The sequence below is a fragment of the Kitasatospora sp. NPDC088351 genome, assembly GCF_040685575.1.
Classification (GTDB): Bacteria; Actinomycetota; Actinomycetes; order Streptomycetales; family Streptomycetaceae; genus Kitasatospora.
On record NZ_JBFBIL010000069.1, the window covers coordinates 16,024 to 36,906 of the forward strand.

General features: G+C 73.8%; 14 protein-coding genes. 7 read left to right on the forward strand and 7 right to left on the reverse strand.

From position 1 onward, the window contains the following. Positions 1-62: 62 nt before the first annotated feature. The gene (locus AB0P06_RS32085; protein WP_363613601.1) at positions 63-1,730 is read right to left on the reverse strand and encodes a metallophosphoesterase family protein; all 1,668 of its coding nucleotides are present in this window, start codon (positions 1,728-1,730) and stop codon (positions 63-65) included. A gap of 143 nt (positions 1,731-1,873) precedes the next feature. On the opposite strand from AB0P06_RS32085, the gene AB0P06_RS32090 reads away from it, so the two are divergent. After that, positions 1,874-2,539 carry a ThuA domain-containing protein gene (locus AB0P06_RS32090; protein WP_363613603.1) on the forward strand — a complete coding sequence of 222 codons (666 nt, stop codon included), beginning with the start codon at positions 1,874-1,876 and terminating at the stop codon, positions 2,537-2,539. An 88-nt stretch (positions 2,540-2,627) separates the two neighbouring features. Here AB0P06_RS32090 and AB0P06_RS32095 read toward each other — a convergent pair whose 3' ends face one another. The 3 genes from AB0P06_RS32095 to AB0P06_RS32105 all read right to left on the reverse strand — a co-directional run bounded on the left by AB0P06_RS32095 (position 2,628) and on the right by AB0P06_RS32105 (position 5,315). Beyond that, the gene (locus tag AB0P06_RS32095) at positions 2,628-2,882 is read right to left on the reverse strand and encodes a hypothetical protein (RefSeq protein WP_363613605.1); all 255 of its coding nucleotides are present in this window, start codon (positions 2,880-2,882) and stop codon (positions 2,628-2,630) included. Between the two features lie 61 nt (positions 2,883-2,943). Continuing rightward, a complete protein-coding gene (locus AB0P06_RS32100) occupies positions 2,944-3,348 on the reverse strand; it encodes a (2Fe-2S) ferredoxin domain-containing protein (protein ID WP_363613607.1) in 405 nt (134 codons plus the stop codon). 29 nt (positions 3,349-3,377) lie between these two features. Then, on the reverse strand, positions 3,378-5,315 hold the full coding sequence (locus AB0P06_RS32105) for a heavy metal translocating P-type ATPase (RefSeq protein WP_363613609.1): 1,938 nt from the start codon (positions 5,313-5,315) through the stop codon (positions 3,378-3,380). Positions 5,316-5,380: 65 nt separating this feature from the next. Between AB0P06_RS32105 and AB0P06_RS32110 the strand changes: the two genes are divergently transcribed. Together AB0P06_RS32110 and lepB are read left to right on the forward strand one after the other, a co-directional pair. After that, entirely contained in the window at positions 5,381-5,731 is a 351-nt protein-coding gene (locus AB0P06_RS32110; protein ID WP_363613611.1) for a metalloregulator ArsR/SmtB family transcription factor, read from the forward strand. 75 nt (positions 5,732-5,806) lie between these two features. Continuing rightward, positions 5,807-6,493: a signal peptidase I gene (lepB, locus tag AB0P06_RS32115; protein ID WP_363613613.1), complete on the forward strand. Its 687-nt coding sequence runs from the start codon at positions 5,807-5,809 to the stop codon at positions 6,491-6,493. Positions 6,494-6,751: 258 nt separating this feature from the next. Here lepB and AB0P06_RS32120 read toward each other — a convergent pair whose 3' ends face one another. Beyond that, on the reverse strand, positions 6,752-8,407 hold the full coding sequence (locus tag AB0P06_RS32120) for an FAD-binding dehydrogenase (protein WP_363613615.1): 1,656 nt from the start codon (positions 8,405-8,407) through the stop codon (positions 6,752-6,754). A gap of 306 nt (positions 8,408-8,713) precedes the next feature. Here AB0P06_RS32120 and AB0P06_RS32125 point away from each other — a divergent pair, with 306 nt between their 5' ends. Next, positions 8,714-9,649 carry an SGNH/GDSL hydrolase family protein gene (locus tag AB0P06_RS32125; RefSeq protein WP_363613617.1) on the forward strand — a complete coding sequence of 312 codons (936 nt, stop codon included), beginning with the start codon at positions 8,714-8,716 and terminating at the stop codon, positions 9,647-9,649. A 96-nt stretch (positions 9,650-9,745) separates the two neighbouring features. On the opposite strand, the gene AB0P06_RS32130 is transcribed toward AB0P06_RS32125, so the two are convergent. Next, the gene (locus AB0P06_RS32130; RefSeq protein WP_363613619.1) at positions 9,746-12,175 is read right to left on the reverse strand and encodes a lamin tail domain-containing protein; all 2,430 of its coding nucleotides are present in this window, start codon (positions 12,173-12,175) and stop codon (positions 9,746-9,748) included. A gap of 266 nt (positions 12,176-12,441) precedes the next feature. Continuing rightward, positions 12,442-13,428, reverse strand: a complete 987-nt coding sequence (locus AB0P06_RS32135) for a LuxR C-terminal-related transcriptional regulator (protein ID WP_363613621.1) — start codon at positions 13,426-13,428, stop codon at positions 12,442-12,444. A 385-nt stretch (positions 13,429-13,813) separates the two neighbouring features. Between AB0P06_RS32135 and AB0P06_RS32140 the strand changes: the two genes are divergently transcribed. From AB0P06_RS32140 to AB0P06_RS32150, 3 genes are all read left to right on the forward strand, one after another. After that, positions 13,814-14,041, forward strand: coding sequence for a hypothetical protein (locus AB0P06_RS32140; protein WP_363613623.1), 228 nt, complete (start codon positions 13,814-13,816; stop codon positions 14,039-14,041). 7 nt (positions 14,042-14,048) lie between these two features. After that, on the forward strand, positions 14,049-14,318 hold the full coding sequence (locus AB0P06_RS32145) for a hypothetical protein (RefSeq protein ID WP_363613625.1): 270 nt from the start codon (positions 14,049-14,051) through the stop codon (positions 14,316-14,318). A gap of 242 nt (positions 14,319-14,560) precedes the next feature. Further along, entirely contained in the window at positions 14,561-20,752 is a 6,192-nt protein-coding gene (locus AB0P06_RS32150) for a DNRLRE domain-containing protein (RefSeq protein ID WP_363613627.1), read from the forward strand. Positions 20,753-20,883 lie beyond the last annotated feature (131 nt).

A 20,883-nucleotide genomic window follows, 5' to 3' on the forward strand; every position in this document is an offset into this window, starting at 1 on the left:
CCCGGCACCGGGGGCTCCCCTTCGGCGCCGGGGCCCGTCAACACGCTTCCCCGCCGGGCCGGTTACCAGCCCCAGCCACCGCCGTGGCCGTCGTCGTCGGTGGTGCTGTCCCAGCCCTCGCCGACCTTGCGCAGGATCGTGTAGTGGTCGACCTGCGTGCCGTCCTCGGCCAGCGCGGTCACCTTCATGGCCGACTTCTGACCCAGGTGGGCCGGGGTGACGTCGACCTTGATGAAGGAGTAACCGGTGTAGCGCACCCGGGACCACTCGACCGTCTCGGTCACCTTCACGCCGCCCTTGGCGAAGTGGTAGGTGTTCACCGAGTCGAGCCGCTTCTCGTGGCCCTCGTAGGTGTCCGGCGCGTCGAAGTAGTACAGGCTGCGGCCGGCCGCGCCCGCCGTCACGTACACCACGCCGTCGGTGGCCGGCTCGATGGTGGCGCCGCTCGGCACCGCCTTGGAGACCTTGTTGCCGAGGATCGCGTCGGTGCGCTCGTAGACGTGGTTGTGGCCGTTGATCACCAGGTCCACCCGGTACTTCTCGAACAGCGGCACCCACGCCTCGCGGACACCGCCCTCGGAGGCGTGCTGGTGGGTGGTGGAGAAGGCGCAGTGGTGGAAGAAGACCACGACGAAGTCGATGGTCTCGTCGTTGCGCAGGTCCTTCAGGGTGCGCTGCAGCCACTTGGTCTGCTTGCCCGCCGAGATGCCCAGGTTGGCCGGGATCTCGTAGGAGACGTCGTTGGCGTCCAGCGAGATGACGCCGACGTTCTTGTAACGGAAGGTGTAGACGCCGGGGACGGTGCGCGGGTCCGGGCCGTTGTCCGGCAGGAAGAAGCGGGTGTTCTCGCCGCCGTAGCCGTTGTGCGAGTACCAGGCCTCCATGTCGTGGTTGCCGTAGGAGACCATCCACGGCACCTTGGACGCCACCGTCTCGGTCTGGGCCAGGAAGGCGTCCCAGGTACGGGCGTTGTAGGAGGTCTTGTCCGAGTCCTGGCCGGAGCCGGCCGGGTCGGCGTAGCAGATGTCGCCGGCGTGCAGGTGGAAGGCCGGGTTCTGGGCCAGGATGATGTGGTCGTTGCCGGCCGCGTGCGAGCTGACGCCCTGGTCGCCGAAGGCGGTGAAGGTGAACGGCTCGTACACCTTGCCCCAGCGGTGGTCGCGCGAGGGCGCGGTGCGGAAGGTGCTCAGGGTGGAGATCGCCTGCTGCGAGGCCGGGTCGAAGCCCTGGTGGCCGACACCGTAGTAGTAGGTGGTGTCGGGCTGCAGGTCCTCCAGCGCGACGTGCAGGTAGTACTGGTCCACCGGCTGGCCGGTCGGGGTCAGCGCGGGGGTGTGCAGGGCGCGCACCTCGGCCTGGACCTTGTGGCTGAGGTCCCACGGCTGCTTGCCGAAGCGCAGGTACGGCTTCTTCACCGGGGCCGGGACCTGCCAGGAGACCCGGAACTGGGTGTCCGGCTCCGGCCCGAAGGAGAGGTGACGCCCGATCGGGGCGACCAGCGAACCGTCGATGCCGTCCGCCACACCGCCCGTCAGCAGCTGGGGGCCGGCCGGCGCCGCGGTCGCGGTGCCGGTGCCCAGCGCACCGCCCACCGCCAGCGCGCCGACGGTGACGGCGCCGGCCCGCAGCATCCGGCGGCGGGAGTGACGGGCCCGCAGGTACTCGTGCTGCTCGGCCATGCTCATGCGGTCGGCGAGCTTCGCGGGCACGCCCATGTTCGGAATATCCATGGGCGGGACTCTTCCAGCGACGCGTTGACCGCACGCGGACGCGCGGTGAACGAGCCGCAGCGCGCCGGTCAGTCGAACGCCAACGTTCGACCATGCTTCGGTAAAGGGCCGGTGCGTATGCGTACCTGGCAGGATCATCCGTCATGACCCGGATCCTGATCTACAGTCGCAACCTGCGCTTCTGGCACGCCTCGGCCGTCGACGGCGCCCGGGCCTTCCGCGAACTCGGCGAGCGGCACGGCTTCACGGCCGACGCCACCGAGGACCCGGCGGCCTTCCGGCCGGACGCGCTGCGCCGGTACGCGGCCGTGGTCTTCCTCTCCACCGGCGGCGACGTCCTCGACGAGGCCGGCCAGGACGCGCTGCGCGCCCACCTGACCGCCGGTCACGGCTGGCTGGGCGTGCACGCGGCGTCCACCACCGCGTACGACTGGCCCTGGTTCGAGGGCCTGGTCGGCGCCCGCTTCGCCGGCCACCCGCCGATCCAGACCGCCCCCGTCCGCGTCGCCGACCCCGGCCACCCGGCCACCGCCCATCTGCCGGCCCGCTGGGAGTGGACCGACGAGTGGTACGACTTCCGCTCCGACCCGCGCGAGAACGGCGCCCGCGTCCTGCTCACCGTCGACGAGGCCGACTACCGGGGCGCCACCATGGGCCGGGGCCCGGCCCACCCGCTCGCCTGGTGCGGCGAACACGACGGCGCCCCCACCTTCTACACCTCCCTCGGCCACTCCCCCGAGGCCTACGCCGACCCCGCCTTCCGCACCCACCTCCTGGGCGGCCTGCGGCACCTGGGGATCTCGCCCTGACCGCTGCCGACGCGCCAGGACCGCCCGTTCCCCCTGCCGCGGTGCGCCGCCGGGCGCGCCGGCTCGTGCTGGTGGCACGGGCAGGCGTCTACGAGGCCGGGTCGTCCCAGGTGGAGGGGGCCCGGTTGCCGGTGCCGTCGCAGGTGCGGCAGATCTCGTCGCGGTAGGCGTGCTTGGCGCCGGTGGCGTCGACGCGGTAACGGACGTAGACGCCGGTGCCGTCGCAGAGGAAGCAGTTGCCGCCACCGCCGCCGACCTCGGTGGTGCCGGTGCCCTGACAGGTGCGGCAGCTGAGGCCGGCGGTGCGGCCGGTGCCCGCACAGATGCGGCAGACCGTGGTCACGTCGTCATTCCTCCCATGCCGGCACTGCTGGAAATGGTAGTGCCCGGCGGCGCGGTCCGGATCAGCCCGGGAGACCGTCGCGGACCCGGCGGGAGACGGTGATCTGCTGGAGGTCCAGCAGACCGGGCGGGTCGGCCAGGCCGGGGCCACCGGCGTGCACCCACTCGGCTATCTCGTCGATCATGTCCTCGGCCAGCACCCAGCCGAGCCAGACCGGGCGGCCGCCCGCCAGCCGGCCCTCGCCGGAGGGGCCGACCACCACGACGTTGGACTGCGCGCAGGCGTCCAGGCACTTCACCGCCCGGACCTTGCCGGCGGCGCCGACCGCCTCGCGCAGCCGCTCGTACTGGCCGGCGTGGTCGACGCCCGGGTGCTTCTCCTGGGTGCCGCAGCAGCAGCCCCGGCAGACGGTGACGGTCACCGGGGCTGCGGGCGCCGGCCTGCGCTCGCGGTCTCGACGGCTCATCGGATCAGCTCTCCTCGTGGTCCAGGGCCCTACTCGTTCTCCAGGGCCCGCTGCCAGGCCCGTTCGCGCAGCAGCCGCAGGCCGTTGAGGCCGACCAGCACGGTGGAGCCCTCGTGCCCGGCGACACCGAGCGGCAGTGGCAGCGTACCCGCCAGGTCCCAGACCACCAGGGCGGTGATGAACGCCCCGGCGATCACCAGGTTCTGCACCACCAGCCGGCGGGCCCGCCGGGAGAGCGCCACCACGGCCGGGACGGCGGTCAGTTCGTCGCGCACCACCACCGCGTCGGCGGTCTCCAGCGCGAGGTCCGAGCCCGCCCGGCCGAGCGCGATGCCGCTGTGCGCGGCCGCCAGCGCGGGCGCGTCGTTGACGCCGTCGCCCACCATCAGCACCCGGCGGCCCCCGTCGGCCAGTTGACGGACGGCGGCCACCTTGTCCTGCGGCAGCAGCCCGCCCCGGACGTCGGTGAGGCCGACCTCCCGGGCCAGCCGGGCGGCGGCGCGCGGGTTGTCCCCGGTGAGCAGGACCGGGGGCCGCCCGGTCAGCGCGGCCAGGCCCCGTACGGCGGCCGCGGCCTGCTCGCGCGGGCGGTCGGCGAGACCGAGGACGCCGACGGGTTCGCCGTCGCGCAGCACCACGGCGGCGGTGCGGCCGGCCTCCTCCAGTTCGACGACCTGCGGGTGGGCGCGGTGCGGGCCCGGCGCGCCGACCGCGATCACCGCGTCGCCGACCACCGCGCGGACGCCGACGCCCGGGGTGGAGACGAAGTCGGCGGCGGCCGGGACGGCGAGGCCGCGCTCGCGGGCGGCGGCGACCACCGCGCGGGCCAGCGGGTGCTCGCTGGGGTGCTCGGCGGCGGCCGCGAGGGCCAGCAGTTCGTCCTCGGTGAGGCCGGCCGACGGGCGCAGTTCGGTGACCCGGGGGGTGCCCTCGGTGAGGGTGCCGGTCTTGTCCAGGGCGGCCGCGTCCACCTGGCCGAGGCGCTCCATCACCACCGCCGACTTGACCAGCACGCCGTGCCGTCCGGCGTTGGCGATGGCGGAGAGCAGCGGCGGCATGGTGGCGAGCACCACGGCGCACGGCGAGGCGACGATCATGAAGGTCATGGCGCGCAGCAGGGTGCCGGTCAGCTCCGCGCCGAACGCGAGCGGGACGGCGAACAGCAGCAGGGTGGCCGCCACCAGGCCGGCGGCGTAGCGCTGTTCGACCTTCTCGATGAAGAGCTGGGTGGGCGCCTTGGTCTCGGAGGCCTCCTCGACCAGGGCGACGATCCGGGCGATCACGGTGTCGGCGGCGTCGCGCCCGACGCGGACGCGCAGCGCGCCGGCGCCGTTCAGCGTGCCGGCGTACACCTCGTCGCCGGGGGCCTTGGCCGCGGGCAGCGGTTCACCGGTGATGGTGGCCTGGTCGACGTCGCTGCGGCCGTCCAGCACCAGGCCGTCGGCGCCGATCCGCTCGCCGGGGCGGATCAGCACGGTGTCGCCGACGGCGAGTTCGGCGGTGGGGACGGTCTCCTCCCGGCCGTCGGCGGTGAACCGGCAGGCGGTGGCCGGGGCGAGGTCGAGCAGGCCGCGGACGGAGTCGGCGGTGCGGGCGGTGGCCAGTGCCTCCAGGGCGCCGCTGGTCGCGAAGATCACGATCAGCAGCGCACCGTCCAGCACCTGTCCGATGGCGGCGGCGCCGAGCGCGGCGACCACCATCAGCAGGTCCACGTCCAGGGTCCTCCCGCGCAGCGCCCGCAGTCCGGCCCAGGCCGGTTCCCAGCCGCCCGCGAGGTAGGCGACGGCGTACAGCGGGCCGTACGCCCAGGCGGGCCCGCCGGGCAGGTGGACGGCGAGCGCGGCCAGGAAGGCGACGGTGGCGGCGGCCGCCCAGCGCGCCTCGGGCAGGGCCAGCACGCGGGTGCGGCGCGGCTGCGGTGCCGCGGGGGCGGCGGGGGCCGGACGGGTGAGCACGGTGGCGGACATGGGCGTCACGATACAGGAACACATGAACAAGCTTTCATTCATCACGGCCACCGTAGGATGCCCCCATGGGACACGCCACCGCCGAGAACGCCGTGCCGCGGATGCGTCTGGACGCGTCCAACGCGGCCAAGGTGGCGAGCACCCTCCAGGCCCTCGCCACCCCCTCCCGGCTGCTGATACTCGCCGAACTCCGCGAGGGCCCGCGCGCCGCCACCGAACTCGCCGACGCCGTCGGCATGGAGCAGTCCGCCTGCTCCCACCAGCTGCGCCTGCTGCGCAACCTCGGCCTCGTGGTCGGCGAACGCCGCGGCCGCTCGGTCGTCTACTCCCTCCACGACGATCATGTCGCCGCCCTCCTCGACCAGGCCGTCTACCACGTGGACCACCTGCGGCTCGGCCTGACCGACGAGCGCTGAGGCGTCCCGCGATCACGACCGCTAAGGTGTCCCGCGATCGCGCGGGGTGTCCGCGCGGTGCGAGAGGAGCGACGCATGGCGCTGGTCACGGGACCGGGATCCGGACGGCCGAAGCGGTGGCCGCTCTGGACATCGGCCGGGGTGGCGGCGGCGGGGCTGCTGACCGCGGTGCTGGGGCTGGTGCTGGTGGCGTTCGACTACTCGCCGCGCACCCTGCAGAGCGGGGGGATGAGCCCGACGCTGAAGCCGGGCGGCCGGATCCTCACCGAGACGGTGCGGGCCTCCGAGGTACGGCGGGGCGACGTCGTCCTCGTGGAGTCGCCGTGGACCATGTCGGGCCTGATCGTCAAGCGGGTCGTCGGCCTCGGCGGTGACCGGGTGACCTGCCGCGCCGACGGGCCGGTCACCGTCAACGGGCAGCCACTGACCGAGCCTTACACCTACGACGGCTCGCCCAACGGGAACTTCCCCGCGTACACCGCGACCGTGCCGCCGGGGCGGGTCTTCCTGCTCGGCGACTACCGCGCCGAATCGGTCGACTCCCGGATGTTCCTCGACGACCAGCAGGGCACCGTCGCCGCCGCGGACGTCCGCGAGCGGGTGGTCTGGCACAGCGGCGGCTCGGAGCCGCTGCCGGTCGGCCTGGTCGCCCCGCTGGCCGCGGTCGGCGGGGGCGGGCTGCTGCTCGTCGCCGGGGTGATCGGCTTCGTCGCCGCCGCCGTGCTCCGCTCCCGCCGCCGGGCCGGCGCGTTCACCGGCTGACACCGGCCCGGCGGCGGGGCCGCGGTGTCGGTCCGTCAGGCGGGCCAGGAGTTCGGGGTGGTCCGCCGGCGCCGAATCGAGCATGGCGCGTGCCTGGGGCCTGAAGGAGTCCAGGTCGGCCGGGCTCCCGTCGATACCGCCCAGGGGCGGCTGCGGGTCGTACTCGATGAAGAGCTGGACGGTGCGGGCCAGTTGCTCCCCCGCGAGGCGTTCGACCAGGTGGAGTGCCATGTCGATGCCGGCCGCCACGCCTCGCCGCTACGCCGTCGCGGCCGCCGCCGCGCGGCCCGCCGTGCGGCCGGAGAAGAGGCAGCCGCCGAGGAAGGTCCCCTCCAGGGAGCGGTAGCCGTGCACACCGCCGCCGCCGAAACCGGCCGCCTCGCCGGCCGCGTACACGCCTTCCAGGACCTCGCCGCCGGGCCGCAGGACGCGGCCGGAGAGGTCGGTCTCCAGGCCGCCGAGCGACTTGCGGGTGAGGACGCGGAGCCGGACGGCGATCAGCGGGGCGGCGGCCGGGTCGAGGAGGCGGTGCGGCGCGGCGGTGCGGATCAGCTTGTCGCCGAGGTAGCGGCGGGCGCCGTGGATGGCGGTGACCTGGAGGTCCTTGGCGAAGGGGTTGGCCAGCTGGCGGTCCCGGGCCTCGACGACCCGGCGCAGTTCGTCCGGGTCGATCAGCGCCTGACGGGTCCTGGCGTTCATGCCGCGGGCCAGGTCGGACAGGTTGCCCGCGACCACGAAGTCGGGGCCGTGCCGCAGGTGCGCCCGGACCGGACCGGGCGCGCCGGGCAGCGCGCGGCCGAGGACGCCGCGCAGGGAGCGGCCGGTGAGGTCGGGGTTCTGCTCGGAGCCGGAGAGGGTGAACTCCTTCTCGACGATCTTCTGGTTGAGCACGAACCAGGTGTGGTCGTGCCCGGTGGACATGATGTGGTCGAGCGTGCCGAGGGTGTCGAAGCCGGGGAAGAGCGGCACGGGCAGCCGCCGCCCGCGGGCGTCCAGCCAGAGCGAGGAGGGGCCGGGCAGGATGCGGATGCCGTGCCGGGCCCAGACCGGGTCCCAGTTCTCGATGCCCTCGGTGTAGTGCCACATCCGGTCACCGTTGATCAGGTTGCCGCCGGCCCCGCCGGTGATCTCCAGCATCAGACCGTCCACGTGCGCGGGGACACCGGAGAGCAGCCGGGCGGGCGGGGTGCCGAGCCGGGCGGGCCAGGCCTTGCGGACGAGGTCGTGGTTGCCGCCGATGCCGCCGGAGGTGACGATCACGGCCTGGGCGCGCAGTTCGAAGGCGCCGGCCACCTCCCGGGAGCTCGCCGCGCCGCGCACGGCGCCGCTGGGCACCAGCACCTCGCCGCTGACGGTGTCGACCGCCCCGGCGTGCGCGGACAGGCCGGTGACCCGGTGGCGGAAGCGCAGGTCCACCAGACCGCGCCCGGCGGCGGCCCGGACCCGCCGGACGAAGGGTTCGAGCAGCCCGGGCCCGGTGCCCCAGGTGATGTGGAACCGGGGGACGGAGTTGCCGGGGCCGTCGGCGAGCAGCCCGCCGCGCTCGGCCCAGCCGACGACCGGGAAGAACCGCACCCCCTGCGCGCGCAGCCAGGCCCGCTTCTCCCCCGCCGCGAAGTCGACGTAGGCCTCGGCCCAGCGGCGCGGCCAGGCGTCCTCGGGGCGGTCGAAGCCAGCGCTGCCGAGCCAGTCCTGCCAGGCGAGCGCGGGCGAGTCGCGGATGCGCATCCGGCGCTGCTCGGGCGAGTCGACCAGGAAGAGGCCGCCGAAGGACCAGTGCGCCTGACCGCCGAGCGAGGCCGCGGGCTCCTGGTCGAGCAGGATCACCTTCCGTCCGGCGTCGGCGAGTTCGGCGGTCGCGGCGAGCCCCGCGAGTCCGGCTCCGATGACGATGACGTCGGCGTCCAGGGCCATGCGGGTCCTCCATCGGCCGTCCGGGCGGCGAGGGGGCGCCGCCGCTGTGCGCCCGATACTGCGGCCTGCGGCGGGGCCAGTCAACCGGTCGGTAACAAGCCGCGGCGGGAATTCCGCTCCGCGGCGTACCGGAAATACCGCCGATACCCGGTGGAGCGTTATTCGGGAATATCCCTGACGGTTTTTCGGGAAATTCCGCCCGGCGCATGGACGGAGGCGAAACCCGGCAGTAACTTACCTGCCAGTAGCAGTAGCTGTGGCCCGGCTCGCACGCCCCCACCCGTTTCTCTCCCCCCAGGAGGAACCGTGCTCCGCCCTGCCCGGAAATCCCGTTCGGCCGAGAAGTCCGCCCTGCTCGGCGCCGTCGCCCTGGGCGCCGCGCTCGCCCTGACCTCCACCAGCGCGCAGGCCGCCACCCCCGCCCCCCGGCACTACGTCGCGCTGGGCGACTCGTACGCCGCCGGCGCCGGTGTGCCCGGTCAGTCGGCCGGCCTCTGCCTGCGCTCCGACCGCAACTACGGCCACCTGGTGGCCGCCGCCCTCAAGGCGGGCGCGTACACCGATGTCACCTGCGCCGCGGCCAAGGTGAAGGCGATGACGCAGCCCCAGTACGACGCCTTCCTCCGGGTCAACGACCCGCAACTGGACGCCGTCACCGCCGACACCGACCTGGTGACCCTCGGCATCGGCGGCAACGACCTCGGCACCAGTGACCTCGGGGTCGGCGACGTGATCGCCACCTGCGTCGCCGGCGCGGTGGTCAACCCGCTGGGCACGCCCTGCCGGGACGTCTACAACCACGGCTACCGGGACTGGAGCAGCTGGTCCTGGCAGTACGGCAACGACGACCTCGCCGACCGGATCGCCGCCGCCGGGCCGAAGATCGCCGACGCACTGCGGCGGATCCACGCCAAGGCGCCGAACGCCCGTGTGCTGGTGGTCGGTTACCCGTCCGTGCTGCCCGCCGACGGGGCGGCCTGCGTACTGCGCCAGCCCATCACCCCGGGGGACGTCGAGTACCTGCACGGCGTGCTCGGCCGGCTGAACACCATGCTCCGGTCGACCGCCGCCGCGGGCGGCGCCACCTACGTGGACACCGCGGCCCCGACCGCCGGCCACGACGTCTGCTCCGCCGACCGCTGGATCGAGGGCGCGCTGCCGGGCTCCCCCGCCGTACCGTTCCACCCGAACGCGACCGGCGAGAAGGTGATGGCGGACGCGGTGCTCGCCGCCCTGCGCTGACGCCGGCCCGGGCGGCCGGCCGGCCCGGACAGCCGACCCGGAAAGCGCCCGAGGGGGCGCGACCGAACCCCGGTCGCGCCCCCTCCGTCTCGCACACTACGGCCTGATGCGGACCACCTGCGGGTCGTGGTCGCTCGCCTGCTGGGCGAACTCGCTGTTGATGTGCACCACGTCGTACTTGGCGTACCCGACCTCGGGGCTGACCAGGATGTGGTCCAGCACCTGCGAGTTGCCCTGGTAGACGTAGGAGTACTGCTCCTTCTCCGGCAGCTCGTTCACCAGGTCGCGCAGCACCCGGTCCTTGGTGAGCGCGGCCAGCGCGGGCGAGAACTGGTAGTCGTTGAAGTCGCCCAGCGAGACGATCTTCGCGTTCCTGTCCGCGGCCAGCAGCTTGGCGACGAAGGCCTGCTCGACGGTGGCCTGCTTGATCCGCTGCACCTCGGAGCTGCGGACCGGGGCCTGGAAGCGGCTGTCGATGCCCTGGTCGCCGCCCTTGCTGTTGAAGTGGTTGGCGATGACGAAGACCTTCTTGCCGCGGAAGTCGAACTGGCCGACCAGCGGCTTGCGGCTGTTGGCCCAGGCCTCGTCGGTGGGCGAGATCCGGCCGGGCGAGGCGGTCAGCGAGGCGGCGGAGCCCTTGCCGGCCACGTCCACGGCGGAGGTCGCGGAGCCGCCGGGGATGTCGGTGAAGGAGACCCGCTGCGGGTTGAACAGGAAGACCTGGCGGATGTTGCCGCCGGGCTCGCCACCGTCCTTGTTGTTCTCCGGGTCCACCGAGCGCCACTCGTAGGCCGGGCCGCCGGCCGCCTTGATCGCGGCGATGAACTTGGCGACGGTCTCGCTCGCGTCCACCGTGCCGTCGTTGGTGGCGCCGTTGTTGTCCTGGATCTCCTCCAGGGCGACGATGTCGGGCGAGCGCAGGTTGGTGACGACGCCCTGGGCCAGCTCGGCGAACTTGGCGTCCGGGTTGCCGGGGGCGAGGTTCTCCACGTTGTAGGTGGCGATGGAGAGTTCGCGGTCGGCGGTCGGGGCCGTCACCTCGCGCTGGAGGTGGTTGTCCTGGAGCGCGCCGAGGGTGCCCGCGACGAGGGTGTAGCCGCCGAAGGCGTTGTAGTCCAGCGGGCCGGTGGTGGTGCCGGTCAGCACGTCGCCGACGTTGGCGACCGGGAACGGCTGCTGGGAGACCGGCGCCTGCTGCTGCACCATCAGGCGGCCGACGTTGGGCTCGGCGTACGACTCGTACAGCACGCCGCCGCGCGCGCTCTTCTGGTCCTGCTTGTCGGCGGCGACCCAGAGCTCGTTGTACTTGTCCGTCGCCTGGATCACCCGGACGTCCTTGACCTGGACGAGCATGCCCTCCAGGGACTCGAAGAAGTCCAGGGTGTACTTCTCCGGCTGGAGCGGGAGCGACTCGATGGTGCCGCCCGCCGGGGCCTGCGGGGTGTAGGTGCCGGGGATGTTGCGGGTGTCCACGACGACCGGCGCCGGCAGCGGGTTGCCGGAGGAGACCACGGTGACGGCCGGGTTGGTGAGCTGGGTGAGCGACTGCGAGCCGCTGTTGAAGTTCGGGTAGTACTCCGTCACCTTGCCGGTGACCAGCACCGAGTCGCCGACCTTGACGGTCGGGGTGGCGCTGCCGGTGTAGACGAAGATGCCCTCGCTGGTGGCCGGGTCGGCGTCCGGGTTCGGGTCCTGGATCCAGAAGCCCTTGGAGCCGTAGCCGCGGACGCCGGTGACGATGCCGGGCACGCCCGCGATGGTCGCACCGGTGCGGGTCGAGAGGCGGGTGCTGCCCTGGATGTCATGGATCCGGACGCTGCCCGGCTCGGTCGGGCCGGTCGGGGTGGAGCCCTCGGCGGCCTCTCCCTTGCTGTTGGTCGGCGTCGGGGCGCCGGCGGTGAAGTCGGCCGCGTTGTCGTCGGTGTCGGCGAGGTCGGCCCGGCGGGCCACCGAGGCGGTGTTGGAGGCCCCGGCGGCGGCGGCCGAGCCCTCGTGGATCACGGCGGTGCCGAAGCCGGCCAGGTCGCGCACGCGCGGGTCGGCGGCGCAGTCGGCGGCGGTCTTGCAGGTCAGCGGGTCGGTGCCGCGGACGAGGGCGACGGTGCCGCTGGTGCCGGACAGCGCCAGCGAGCCGGCCGCGTCCGGGGTCGGCAGGTCGACGGTGCCGCCGGCGCCGGCCGCCTCGCCGACCAGGTAGCGGCCGCCGGGGGCGATCGAGCCGGTCAGCGGGGTGACGCCCCACTGGGAGGCCGGGCCCGGGGTCCCGGATATGTACTGGACGCTCCAGCCGTCCAGGCCGAAGGCCGCACCGCCCTTGTTGGCCAGCTCGACGAAGTCGTTCTTCAGGGTGGCACCGGAGTTGCCGCCACCGCCGTACACCTCGGAGATCACCGCGTCGGCGGAGGGCGCGGCCACGGCGGCCGGCAGCGGGACGAGCACCAGCGAGACGGCCAGCCCGGCCGGGAGGAGGGTGGCGCGCAGCAGGGCCCGGCGGGAGCGGGGGCGGGGAGCGGGGGGCGTGGTCACCGGGGCAGGACTCCTTGCTCAGCCGTGCGGCACGGGCGGGACACGGCGGACGGGGGTGGCACGTTCGCCCGGCGCAGGTGGGACCGCCGGGCCGTGAGGGTGGGTCAGGCAGGCGCGGACAGCGCGCTACCCGCGTAGAAGACAGCCGCGGGAGCCGGACGGCCGCCCCCCGCAGCGCTCAAGATACGCGCGTAGAAAATGACGCGACAAGACCCCGGTGGTGAACTTTCGGTACCGCCGCCCAGGTCTCCGGCCCGCACGAAGCCCTACAGCCAGCCCCGCTGAGCCGCCTTCAGACCCGCCTCGAACCGGCTCGCCGCGTCCAGCCGCTCCATCAGCGCGGCCATCTGCCGGCGCACCGTCCGCACCGAGACGCCGAGCCGCTTGGCCGCCGCGTCGTCGGTGAGCCCGGTGGAGAGCAGCCGCAGCAGCTCGCGCTCGCCGGCGCTCAGGCCCGTGCCGACGTCCTCGGGCTGGTCGTCGCCGAGCGGGACGGCGGTCTCCCAGGTCTGCTCGAAGAGGGCGACCAGCGAGGCGACGATGCCCGGCTCCTCCGTGCACAGCGCGCCGAGCCGGGTGTTCTCCGGGTCGATCGGCACCACGGCCGCGCGCCGGTCGAACACCAGCATCCGGGGCGGCAGCACGGGTGCGGTGCGCACCTTGCCGCCGAGGCCGGTCATCCAGCGGGCGTAGGCGAAGGTCTCCGGGTCGTTGCGGACGCTGTCCTGATAGATGGTCCGCAGACTCATCCCGCGCCGCAGGGCGTCCTCGTCCAGCGGCCGGGAGGCGGCCAGGCTGGCCGCGGACTGCGCGCCGCCGGGCATCACCGCCAGGCACTCGCCGGCCAGCCGGGCCGTCAGCACCTCCAGCTTGGCCTGGATCGCGTCCAGGCCCACCAGCCGCTCGCCACCGTCCACCAGGGTGCTGGTGCGCAGCATGGCGTACTCGGCGACGGCCCGCGCGACGGCCGCCTTGGAGACGGCCAGCTCCTGCTGGCGGCGCGCGAGTTCCTCCTCCTGCCGGCGCAGCAGCAGCTCCAGGCCGCGCTCCGGGCTGACCGGCCAGAACGCGCCGGGGCGGTCACGGGAGGCCCGCAGCAGGGTGAGGTCGGCGAGCCGGTCCAGGGCCTCGCGGACGGCGGCCTCGGGGAGTCGGAGCCGCTCGCAGAGTTCGGCGACGCCACCCTCGGGGTCGGTCAGCATCTCCCGGTAGACGGCCTCGGCGGTCGCGTCCAGCCCCAGCAGCTCCAGCACTTCAGCGACCCCTGATCAGTCGAACGTATGTCCGGTCGGCCCACCGGTTCGATCTTTCCGCCGCCGCGGCGCCGCCACAAGACATGATCCGGTCAAGCGCCCGGGCGGCCCCGCGTGGCCGCCCGGCGGGGTGCGCCCGGCGGGGGTTGCAGCAAGCTGCCTGTCCTGATGCTGCCCACGGTTGCCCCTCCCGCCGCCGGGCGGACGCCGGGAGGATTCACCCTGCGCGCAGCCATCCTCGTGACCCACCCTCACCTCCGTTCAGCCCCGTTCGCCTCCGTTCGTCCCAGAGCCCGGCCGAGCCCTGAACCCGGCCGGGTCCCGGGCCCGAACAGCCCTGAGCCCGAACAGCCCCGCACCTCCCCTGCACAGAACAGGAACCGTCGTGCCCAAGACCGTCCGCCCGCTCGCCGTCACCGTTCTCGCCCTCGCCCTCGCCGCGGCCGCCGCACCCGCCTTCGTCGCCCAGCCCTCCCCCGCCGCGCCCGCCACCGTCACCGTGACCGCCGCCGGCGGCGCCGACGACGGCGGCATCGGCTGGGACACCCCGCCGGCCGGACCGGTCGGCTGGGACAGCGCCCCCGTCGACGGCGGCACCATCGGGTGGGACTGACCTCCCGGTGTTCGCCGTCCACCTGACCCTCCTGGACGTCTCCGCCACCCCGCCGGGCGAGGCCGGGGCCGCCGACGTCCAGGCCGCCCTGTGGGGGTCCGCGGGCCCGGGCGACGGCCTGGAACACGTGCGTGCCCGCGCCGTCCCGGAGGGCGTCGGTCTGGTGCTGTACGTCCGGGCGCCGGACGAGGCCGTGGCCGAGCTGCGGGCGAAGGCCCTGCTCGACCGGGCCCTGGCGGCCGGGCCGTCCGGTCGCTTCGCACTGCCGCTGGGGTAACTCCGCGACCGTGCGCGCTTTCTGATCTTCCGGGCGGGTTTCCCCCCATCCCGGTCCCCCGCCATTTTGGCCGATTCATATCGATCGCTTTACCCCCTCATGACTGGCATGGCCACATCATGTGAGCCGTGCGCAGCTCCGTCGGCATGCTCCACCAGCCGTCGGAGCCGACCGCCGGAGCCGAGCCGTCGAGCCCGTCGGAAACAAGCCCGTCGAAGCCGTCAAGAACCTCAAGGAGCCCGATGCCACACCCCCACGGCGCACTCCCCCGCCCAGGAGCCGGAGACGCCGCACCGCCCCCGACCGCCCGGCGCCGCCACAACGGCGTCCTGCGCAAGACCGCCGTCGCGCTCGCCGTCGTCCTGGCCGCCGAGTCCGCCGCCGTCATCATGGCGACCGGCCAGGCCGTCGCCGTCACCCCGCAGGCCCCGACCCCCCGGCAGGCCCAGGCGCTCGGCCCGGCCGAGGCACCGGACCTCGCCACCGCCCACCTCAAGGCCCGGCTGGAGAACCGCCGGATCGAGGTGACGGACGAGCGCACCGAGTCCACCACCACCTGGATCAACCCGGACGGCACCACCACGCTCGACATGGCCACCGGGCCGGTCCGCTACAAGGACAAGTCCGGAAAGCTCCAGCCGATCGACGTGAACCTCGCCCGGCAGGCGGACGGCAGCGTCAAGGCCAAGGGCCACCCGCTGAACCTCGCCCTGGCCGGCGCCACCCCGCCCGCCGCCGTGTCCGGGTTCAAGGCGGCCGGCGCCCCGGCTGGCGACCAGCAGGCCCCGGCGACTCCGCTGCTCTCGCTGGACAACGGCGCCGGCACCGCGATGTCGCTGTCCTGGCGCGGCACCCTGCCCGCGCCCACCGTGGACGGCGCCAAGGCCCGGTACGAGAACGCGCTCACCGCCACCGACCTGGTCATCGAGTCCACCCGGACCGGCTTCGAGCAGTTCCTGGAGCTCAAGGACCGCTCGGCGGTCGCCGCCAACGGCAGCGTCACGCTCACCCTGAACGCGGCCGGCCTCCAGGCCCGGCACAACGCCGACAACTCGGTCTCCTTCCTCGACCCGAAGACCGGTCAGGAGGCCGGCCAGCTGCCCGCGCCGGTGATGTGGGACGCCCAGGTCGACGAGCGCAGCGGCGACCACACCCGCACCGCGCCGGTCACCCTGAAGGTGACCCAGCAGGGCGACGACGTCGACCTGACGCTCACTCCCGACGCGGCCTTCCTGAACGACCCGAACACCAAGTACCCCGTCACCATCGACCCGGCGGTCAACATCGGCGTCGGCTTCGACACCTTCGTCCAGGAGGGGTACGGCACCGACGTCTCCTCCCAGACCGAGCTGAAGCTGGGCAACAACGGCTCCGGCCAGAAGGCCCGTTCGTTCCTGCAGTTCCCGATGGCGAAGATCAGCGGCAAGCAGATCACCAGCGGCAAGCTCAACCTGTGGAACTTCCACTCCTGGTCCTGCACCGCCAAGGGCTGGGAGGTCTGGGACACCGGCAGCGCGAGCACCAGCACCCGCTGGACGGCGCAGCCCGGCTGGAACCGCAAGTGGGCCACCTCCACGGCCACCAAGGGCTACTCCAGCTCCTGCAACGACGGCTGGGTGAACCAGGACATCACCGCCCTCGTCCAGGCCTGGGCCGGCAACGGCAACGCCAGCAACACCCTGGGCATCCGGGCCACCGACGAGAGCGACCCGTACGGCTGGAAGAAGTTCAACTCCGGCAACGCGTCCTCCAACACGCCGTACCTGTCGGTCACCTACAACACCCCGCCGGCCGTCTCCACCCTGCTCAGCCCGGCCGACGGCGCGCTCACCGGCGACGCCAAGCCGACGCTGTCCGCCAAGGCGACCGACCCCGACGGCGGCAACATCAAGCTGGACTTCGAGGTCTGGGCCGCCAACGGCACCGCGGCCCTCCAGGCCGGCAACACCCCGTACGCGGCCTCCGGCTCGACCTTCACCTGGTCGCCCACCACCGCGCTGGCGCCCGGTGGTTACAAGTGGCGCTCGCGCTCCTGGGACGGCACCGCCAACAGCGCCTGGTCCGGCTTCCGCTCGTTCACCGTGGACACCACCGCGCCGGGCACGACCACCGTGTCCTCCGGGGACTTCCCGGCCGGCCAGTGGGCGGGCACCCCGGACGCGAACGGCGGCTACAGCGGCTCCTTCACCTTCACCCCGCCGACCAGCGACGTGAAGGACATCCAGTACCGGCTGGACGGCGGCGCCTGGGTCACCGTCGCCACCACCGGCGCCCCGGTGAAGGCCACGCTCGGCTTCAAGGCGGGCGCGCACACCGTCACCGCGCACACCCGGGACGCGGCGGGCAACGTCTCCGCCGACAAGACGTACACCTTCTACGCGGGCAAGGGCTCGGCCCTGGTCGCCCCCGGCGCCGGCGAGCGCCCGGCCCGCCGCACCTCCCTCCAGGCGGAGGGCAACAGCACCTACACCGGCGTGCGCTACCAGTACCGGCGCGGTGAGACGGACGCCTGGAAGGACGTGCCGGCCGCCAACGTCACCACCACCGACGGCAAGGCCGTCACCGGCTGGCCGTTCGCCGCCCCCGCGGGCAAGCCGGCCGCGCTGACCTGGAACATCACCGACACCCTGGCCGAGAACGGTCCGGTGGACGTCCGCGCGGTGTTCACCGACGGCACGGCCACCGACGCCACCGAGCCCAACACCGTCACGGTGGACCGCAACGCGGGCACGGCGCCCGAGACGACCGTCGGCCCGGGCAAGGTCAACACCCTCACCGGTGACCTCGCCCTCGCCGCCACCGACGCCGCGGGCTTCGGCCTCTCCGCCGAGCGCTCCTACTCCTCCCGCCGCCCCGCCAACGGCTCGGCACAGGAGGGCCAGGCCGCGATCTTCGGCCCGCAGTGGAGCTCCGGCACCACCGCCGACATCACCGACGTCGCCTACCGGTACGTCCGTCAGACGTCGCCGACCTCGCTCGCGGTGGTCTCCGCCGACGGCGCCGAGACCGGCTTCACCGCCACCGGCGCCGGCGGCTGGAAGCCCGAGCCCGGCGCCGAGGACCTCACCCTCACCGGCGCGCTGACCGGCTCCTTCACCCTGAAGGACACCGCCGGCACCACCGTCACCTTCGCCAAGGTCGACCCGGCCGCCACCACCTGGCAGGCCACCGGCTCCTCGCTGCCCAGCGAGAACTCCACCACCAGCGTGGTCTCGGAGAAGGTCGTCACCGGCGGCAAGACCCTGGCCCGCCCGAAGTACGTGGTCGCGCCGACCTCGGCGGCCGCCTCCGCCACCTGCGCCGCCGTGCCCACCACGGCCGGCTGCCGGGTGCTGGAGTACGTCTACGCCACCGCCACCACCGCCACCTCCGCCGCGCTCGGCGACGTCACCGGCCAGGTGAAGCAGATCCGGCTCTGGTCCACCGACCCGGGCGCCGCCGCGGCGACCCCCGTCGTGGTCACCCAGTACGCGTACGACGACGCGGGCCGGCTGCGCGAGGTCTGGGACCCGCGGATCAGCCCGGCGCTGAAGACCGCGTACGGCTACGACGCGGCCGGCCGGGTCACCACCACGACCGGGCCCGGCGAGCTGCCGTGGACGCTGGAGTACGGCAAGGCCGGCAACGCCGCCACGGCCGGCGACGGCATGCTGCTCGCGGCCTCCCGGCCCGCCCTCAAGCAGGGCAGCAAGGACGTCACCAGCGGCACCGCCACCACCTCCGTCGTCTACGACGTCCCGCTGAGCGGTGCCAACGCGCCGTACCCGCTGGGCCCGTCCGACGTCGCGGCCTGGGGCCAGAGCGACGCCCCGACCGACGCCACCGCCGTGCTGCCGCCGGACGCCGTTCCGGCGAGCCACGACGGCAAGGCGCTCGGCACCAACGCGTACACCCGCGCCTCGCTGACCTACACCAACGCCTCCGGGCGCGAGGTCAACACCGCCACCCCCGGCGGCGGCATCACCACCACCGAGTACAACGCCTTCGGCAGCACGGTGCGCACCCTCTCCGCGGAGAACCGCATCCTGACCCTCGCCACCACCGGCAAGGACCTCGCCACCCTGCGGGAGCTGGGCATCGCCGGCCGCTCCACGGCCGACCGCGCCCAGGTGCTCTCCTCGCTGTCGGCGTACTCGGCCGACGGCAAGCGCCTGGTCGACCAGCTCGACCCGCTGCAACTGGTCACCCTGGAGCACGGCCTGGCCGCCTCCGGCACCAGCCCGGCCCTCGCGGCCGGCGCCGAGGTCCCGGCCCGTGCCCACACCGTCACCGCCTACGACGAGGGCCGCCCGGCGGACGCCGCCGTCAGCGACCGCTCCACCACGGTGACCTTCGGCGCCCGGGTCGACGGCTACCCCGCCGACGCCGACGCCCGCACCACCGCGACCGGCTACGACTGGGCCAAGGGCCTGCCCGTGCGGACCGTCCAGGACCCGGCCGATCTGAAGATCACCACCACCACCGGCTACGACGCGGCCGGCCGGGTCGTGACCCAGAGCCGCCCCAACTCCAACGGCTCCGACGCGGCCACCACGGTGACCACGTACTGGAGCGCCACCGGCACCGGCGCCTGCGCCGGGCGCCCCGAGTGGGCCGACCTGGTCTGCTCCACCGGCCCGGCCGCGCAGATCGCCGGCGGCGGCGCCAACCCGCTCCAGCTGCCGACCAAGACCCAGCAGTACGACCGCTGGGGCAACCCGACCGTCCTCACCGAGGCCGCCAACGGCGTCACCCGCACCACCACCCGCGGCTACGACGCCGCCGGGCGCCCGGCGAAGGTCTCCGTCACCGGCGGCACCGGCGCCCCGGTGGCCGACCTCACCGTGAGCTACGACCCGGCCAACGGCCAGCCCGCCACGGTCACCAACGGCACGACCACCATCGCCCAGGGCTACGACCGGCTGGGCCGCGAGGTCTCGTACGACGACGGTGCGGGCAACGTCACCACCACCGAGTACGACCTGCTGGACCGGGTGGTGAAGCGGTCGGACTCCGTGCCGTCCACCACCACCTACGGCTACGACACCGCCAAGGACCCGCGCGGTCTGCCCACCTCGCTCACCGACTCGGTCGCGGGCACCTTCACCGCCGGCTACGACGTCGAGGGCCGGCTGACCACCCAGACGCTGCCCGGCGGCAACACCCTGACCACCAGCTACGACAGCCGGGGCATCAAGACCGGCAAGACCTACACCAACCAGTCGGGCACCGTCCTGCTGGCCGACACCGCCGACTACACCGTCCACGGCCAGCAGGCCGGCCGGACCCAGAGCGACGGCAACAGCACCACCAGCGACTACACCTACGACTCGACCGGCCGGCTCACCAAGGCCGCCGACACCACCGGCCTGGCCTGCTCCAGCCGCGCCTACACCTTCGACAAGAACAGCAACCGGACCGGCCTGACCACCGTCTCGGACGACTGTGACCCGGCCACCAACGACACGGTCACCACCACCGTCAACTCCGGCTACGACACCGCCGACCGGCTCACCGGCCCCGGCTACGCCTACGACGCGCTCGGCCGCACCACCACCCTGCCCAAGGGCACCGCGCTGAGCTACCACGTCAACGACCTGCTGCGCGGCGAGACCCTCGGCGACCAGCGCAAGACCTGGGACCTGGACGCGGCCGGCCGGCTCGCCTCGGTCACCACCGAGGCCAAGGGCGCCGACGGCACCTGGGCCGTCACCGAGCAGTCCACCAACCACTACGGCGCCGGCACCGACAGCCCCACCTGGTCCAGGACGGCCGCGGGCAAGCTCACCCGCAACGTCCAGGACCTCACCGGCCAGCTGACGGCGGCCACCGGCCCCGACGGCGGCGTCGTCCTGCTGCTGACCAACCTGCACGGTGACGTCTCCGTCCAGCTCTCCCCGGACGGCACCGAGGACCTCGCCGTCTACCACTACGACGAGTACGGCAACCCGGTGGACGCCGCGGCGAGCACCGAGTACGGCTGGCTCGGCGGGGCGCTGCGGGGCGGCGACAGCCTCAGCGGCCTGACCCTGATGGGCGCCCGGGTCTACGACTCCGGCACCGGCCGCTTCCTGCAGCTCGACCCGCTCCAGGAGGGCTCGCCCAACCACTACGGCTACCCGGTCGATCCGATCACCATGGACGACCTCACCGGGCTGGCCTGGTACAAGAAGTACACCGCGACCTTCAGCCGGAGCGAGGCGAACACCCTGGCGGCCGTGCTGTACGCGGCGGGCGGGTTCGCGAAGTTCGTCGGCAAGGTGCTGCAGAAGGTCCCGCACATCGCCGCGCGGATCGTCGGCTGGGCCCTGTGGGCGCTCAGCTACCTGGCCAAGTACTGGGCCAAGGACATCGCCAAGAAGGCCAACCGGGGCCGCGGCGGCGTGAAGATCTACGCCGGGATCTGGCGCTCCTGGGGCATCCCCTACCCGAAGGTGGAGATCCACGGGCGCTGACCTGCCCTGACCGGCAGCAGCGAGGACCGAGGAGAAAGGGCCGGCCGGCCCCCGGGTGACACCCCGCGCCCGGAGGCCCCGACCGCGGCGGGGGCAAGAGCCGGCGGCGGGGGTTGAAAACCGGGACAGGC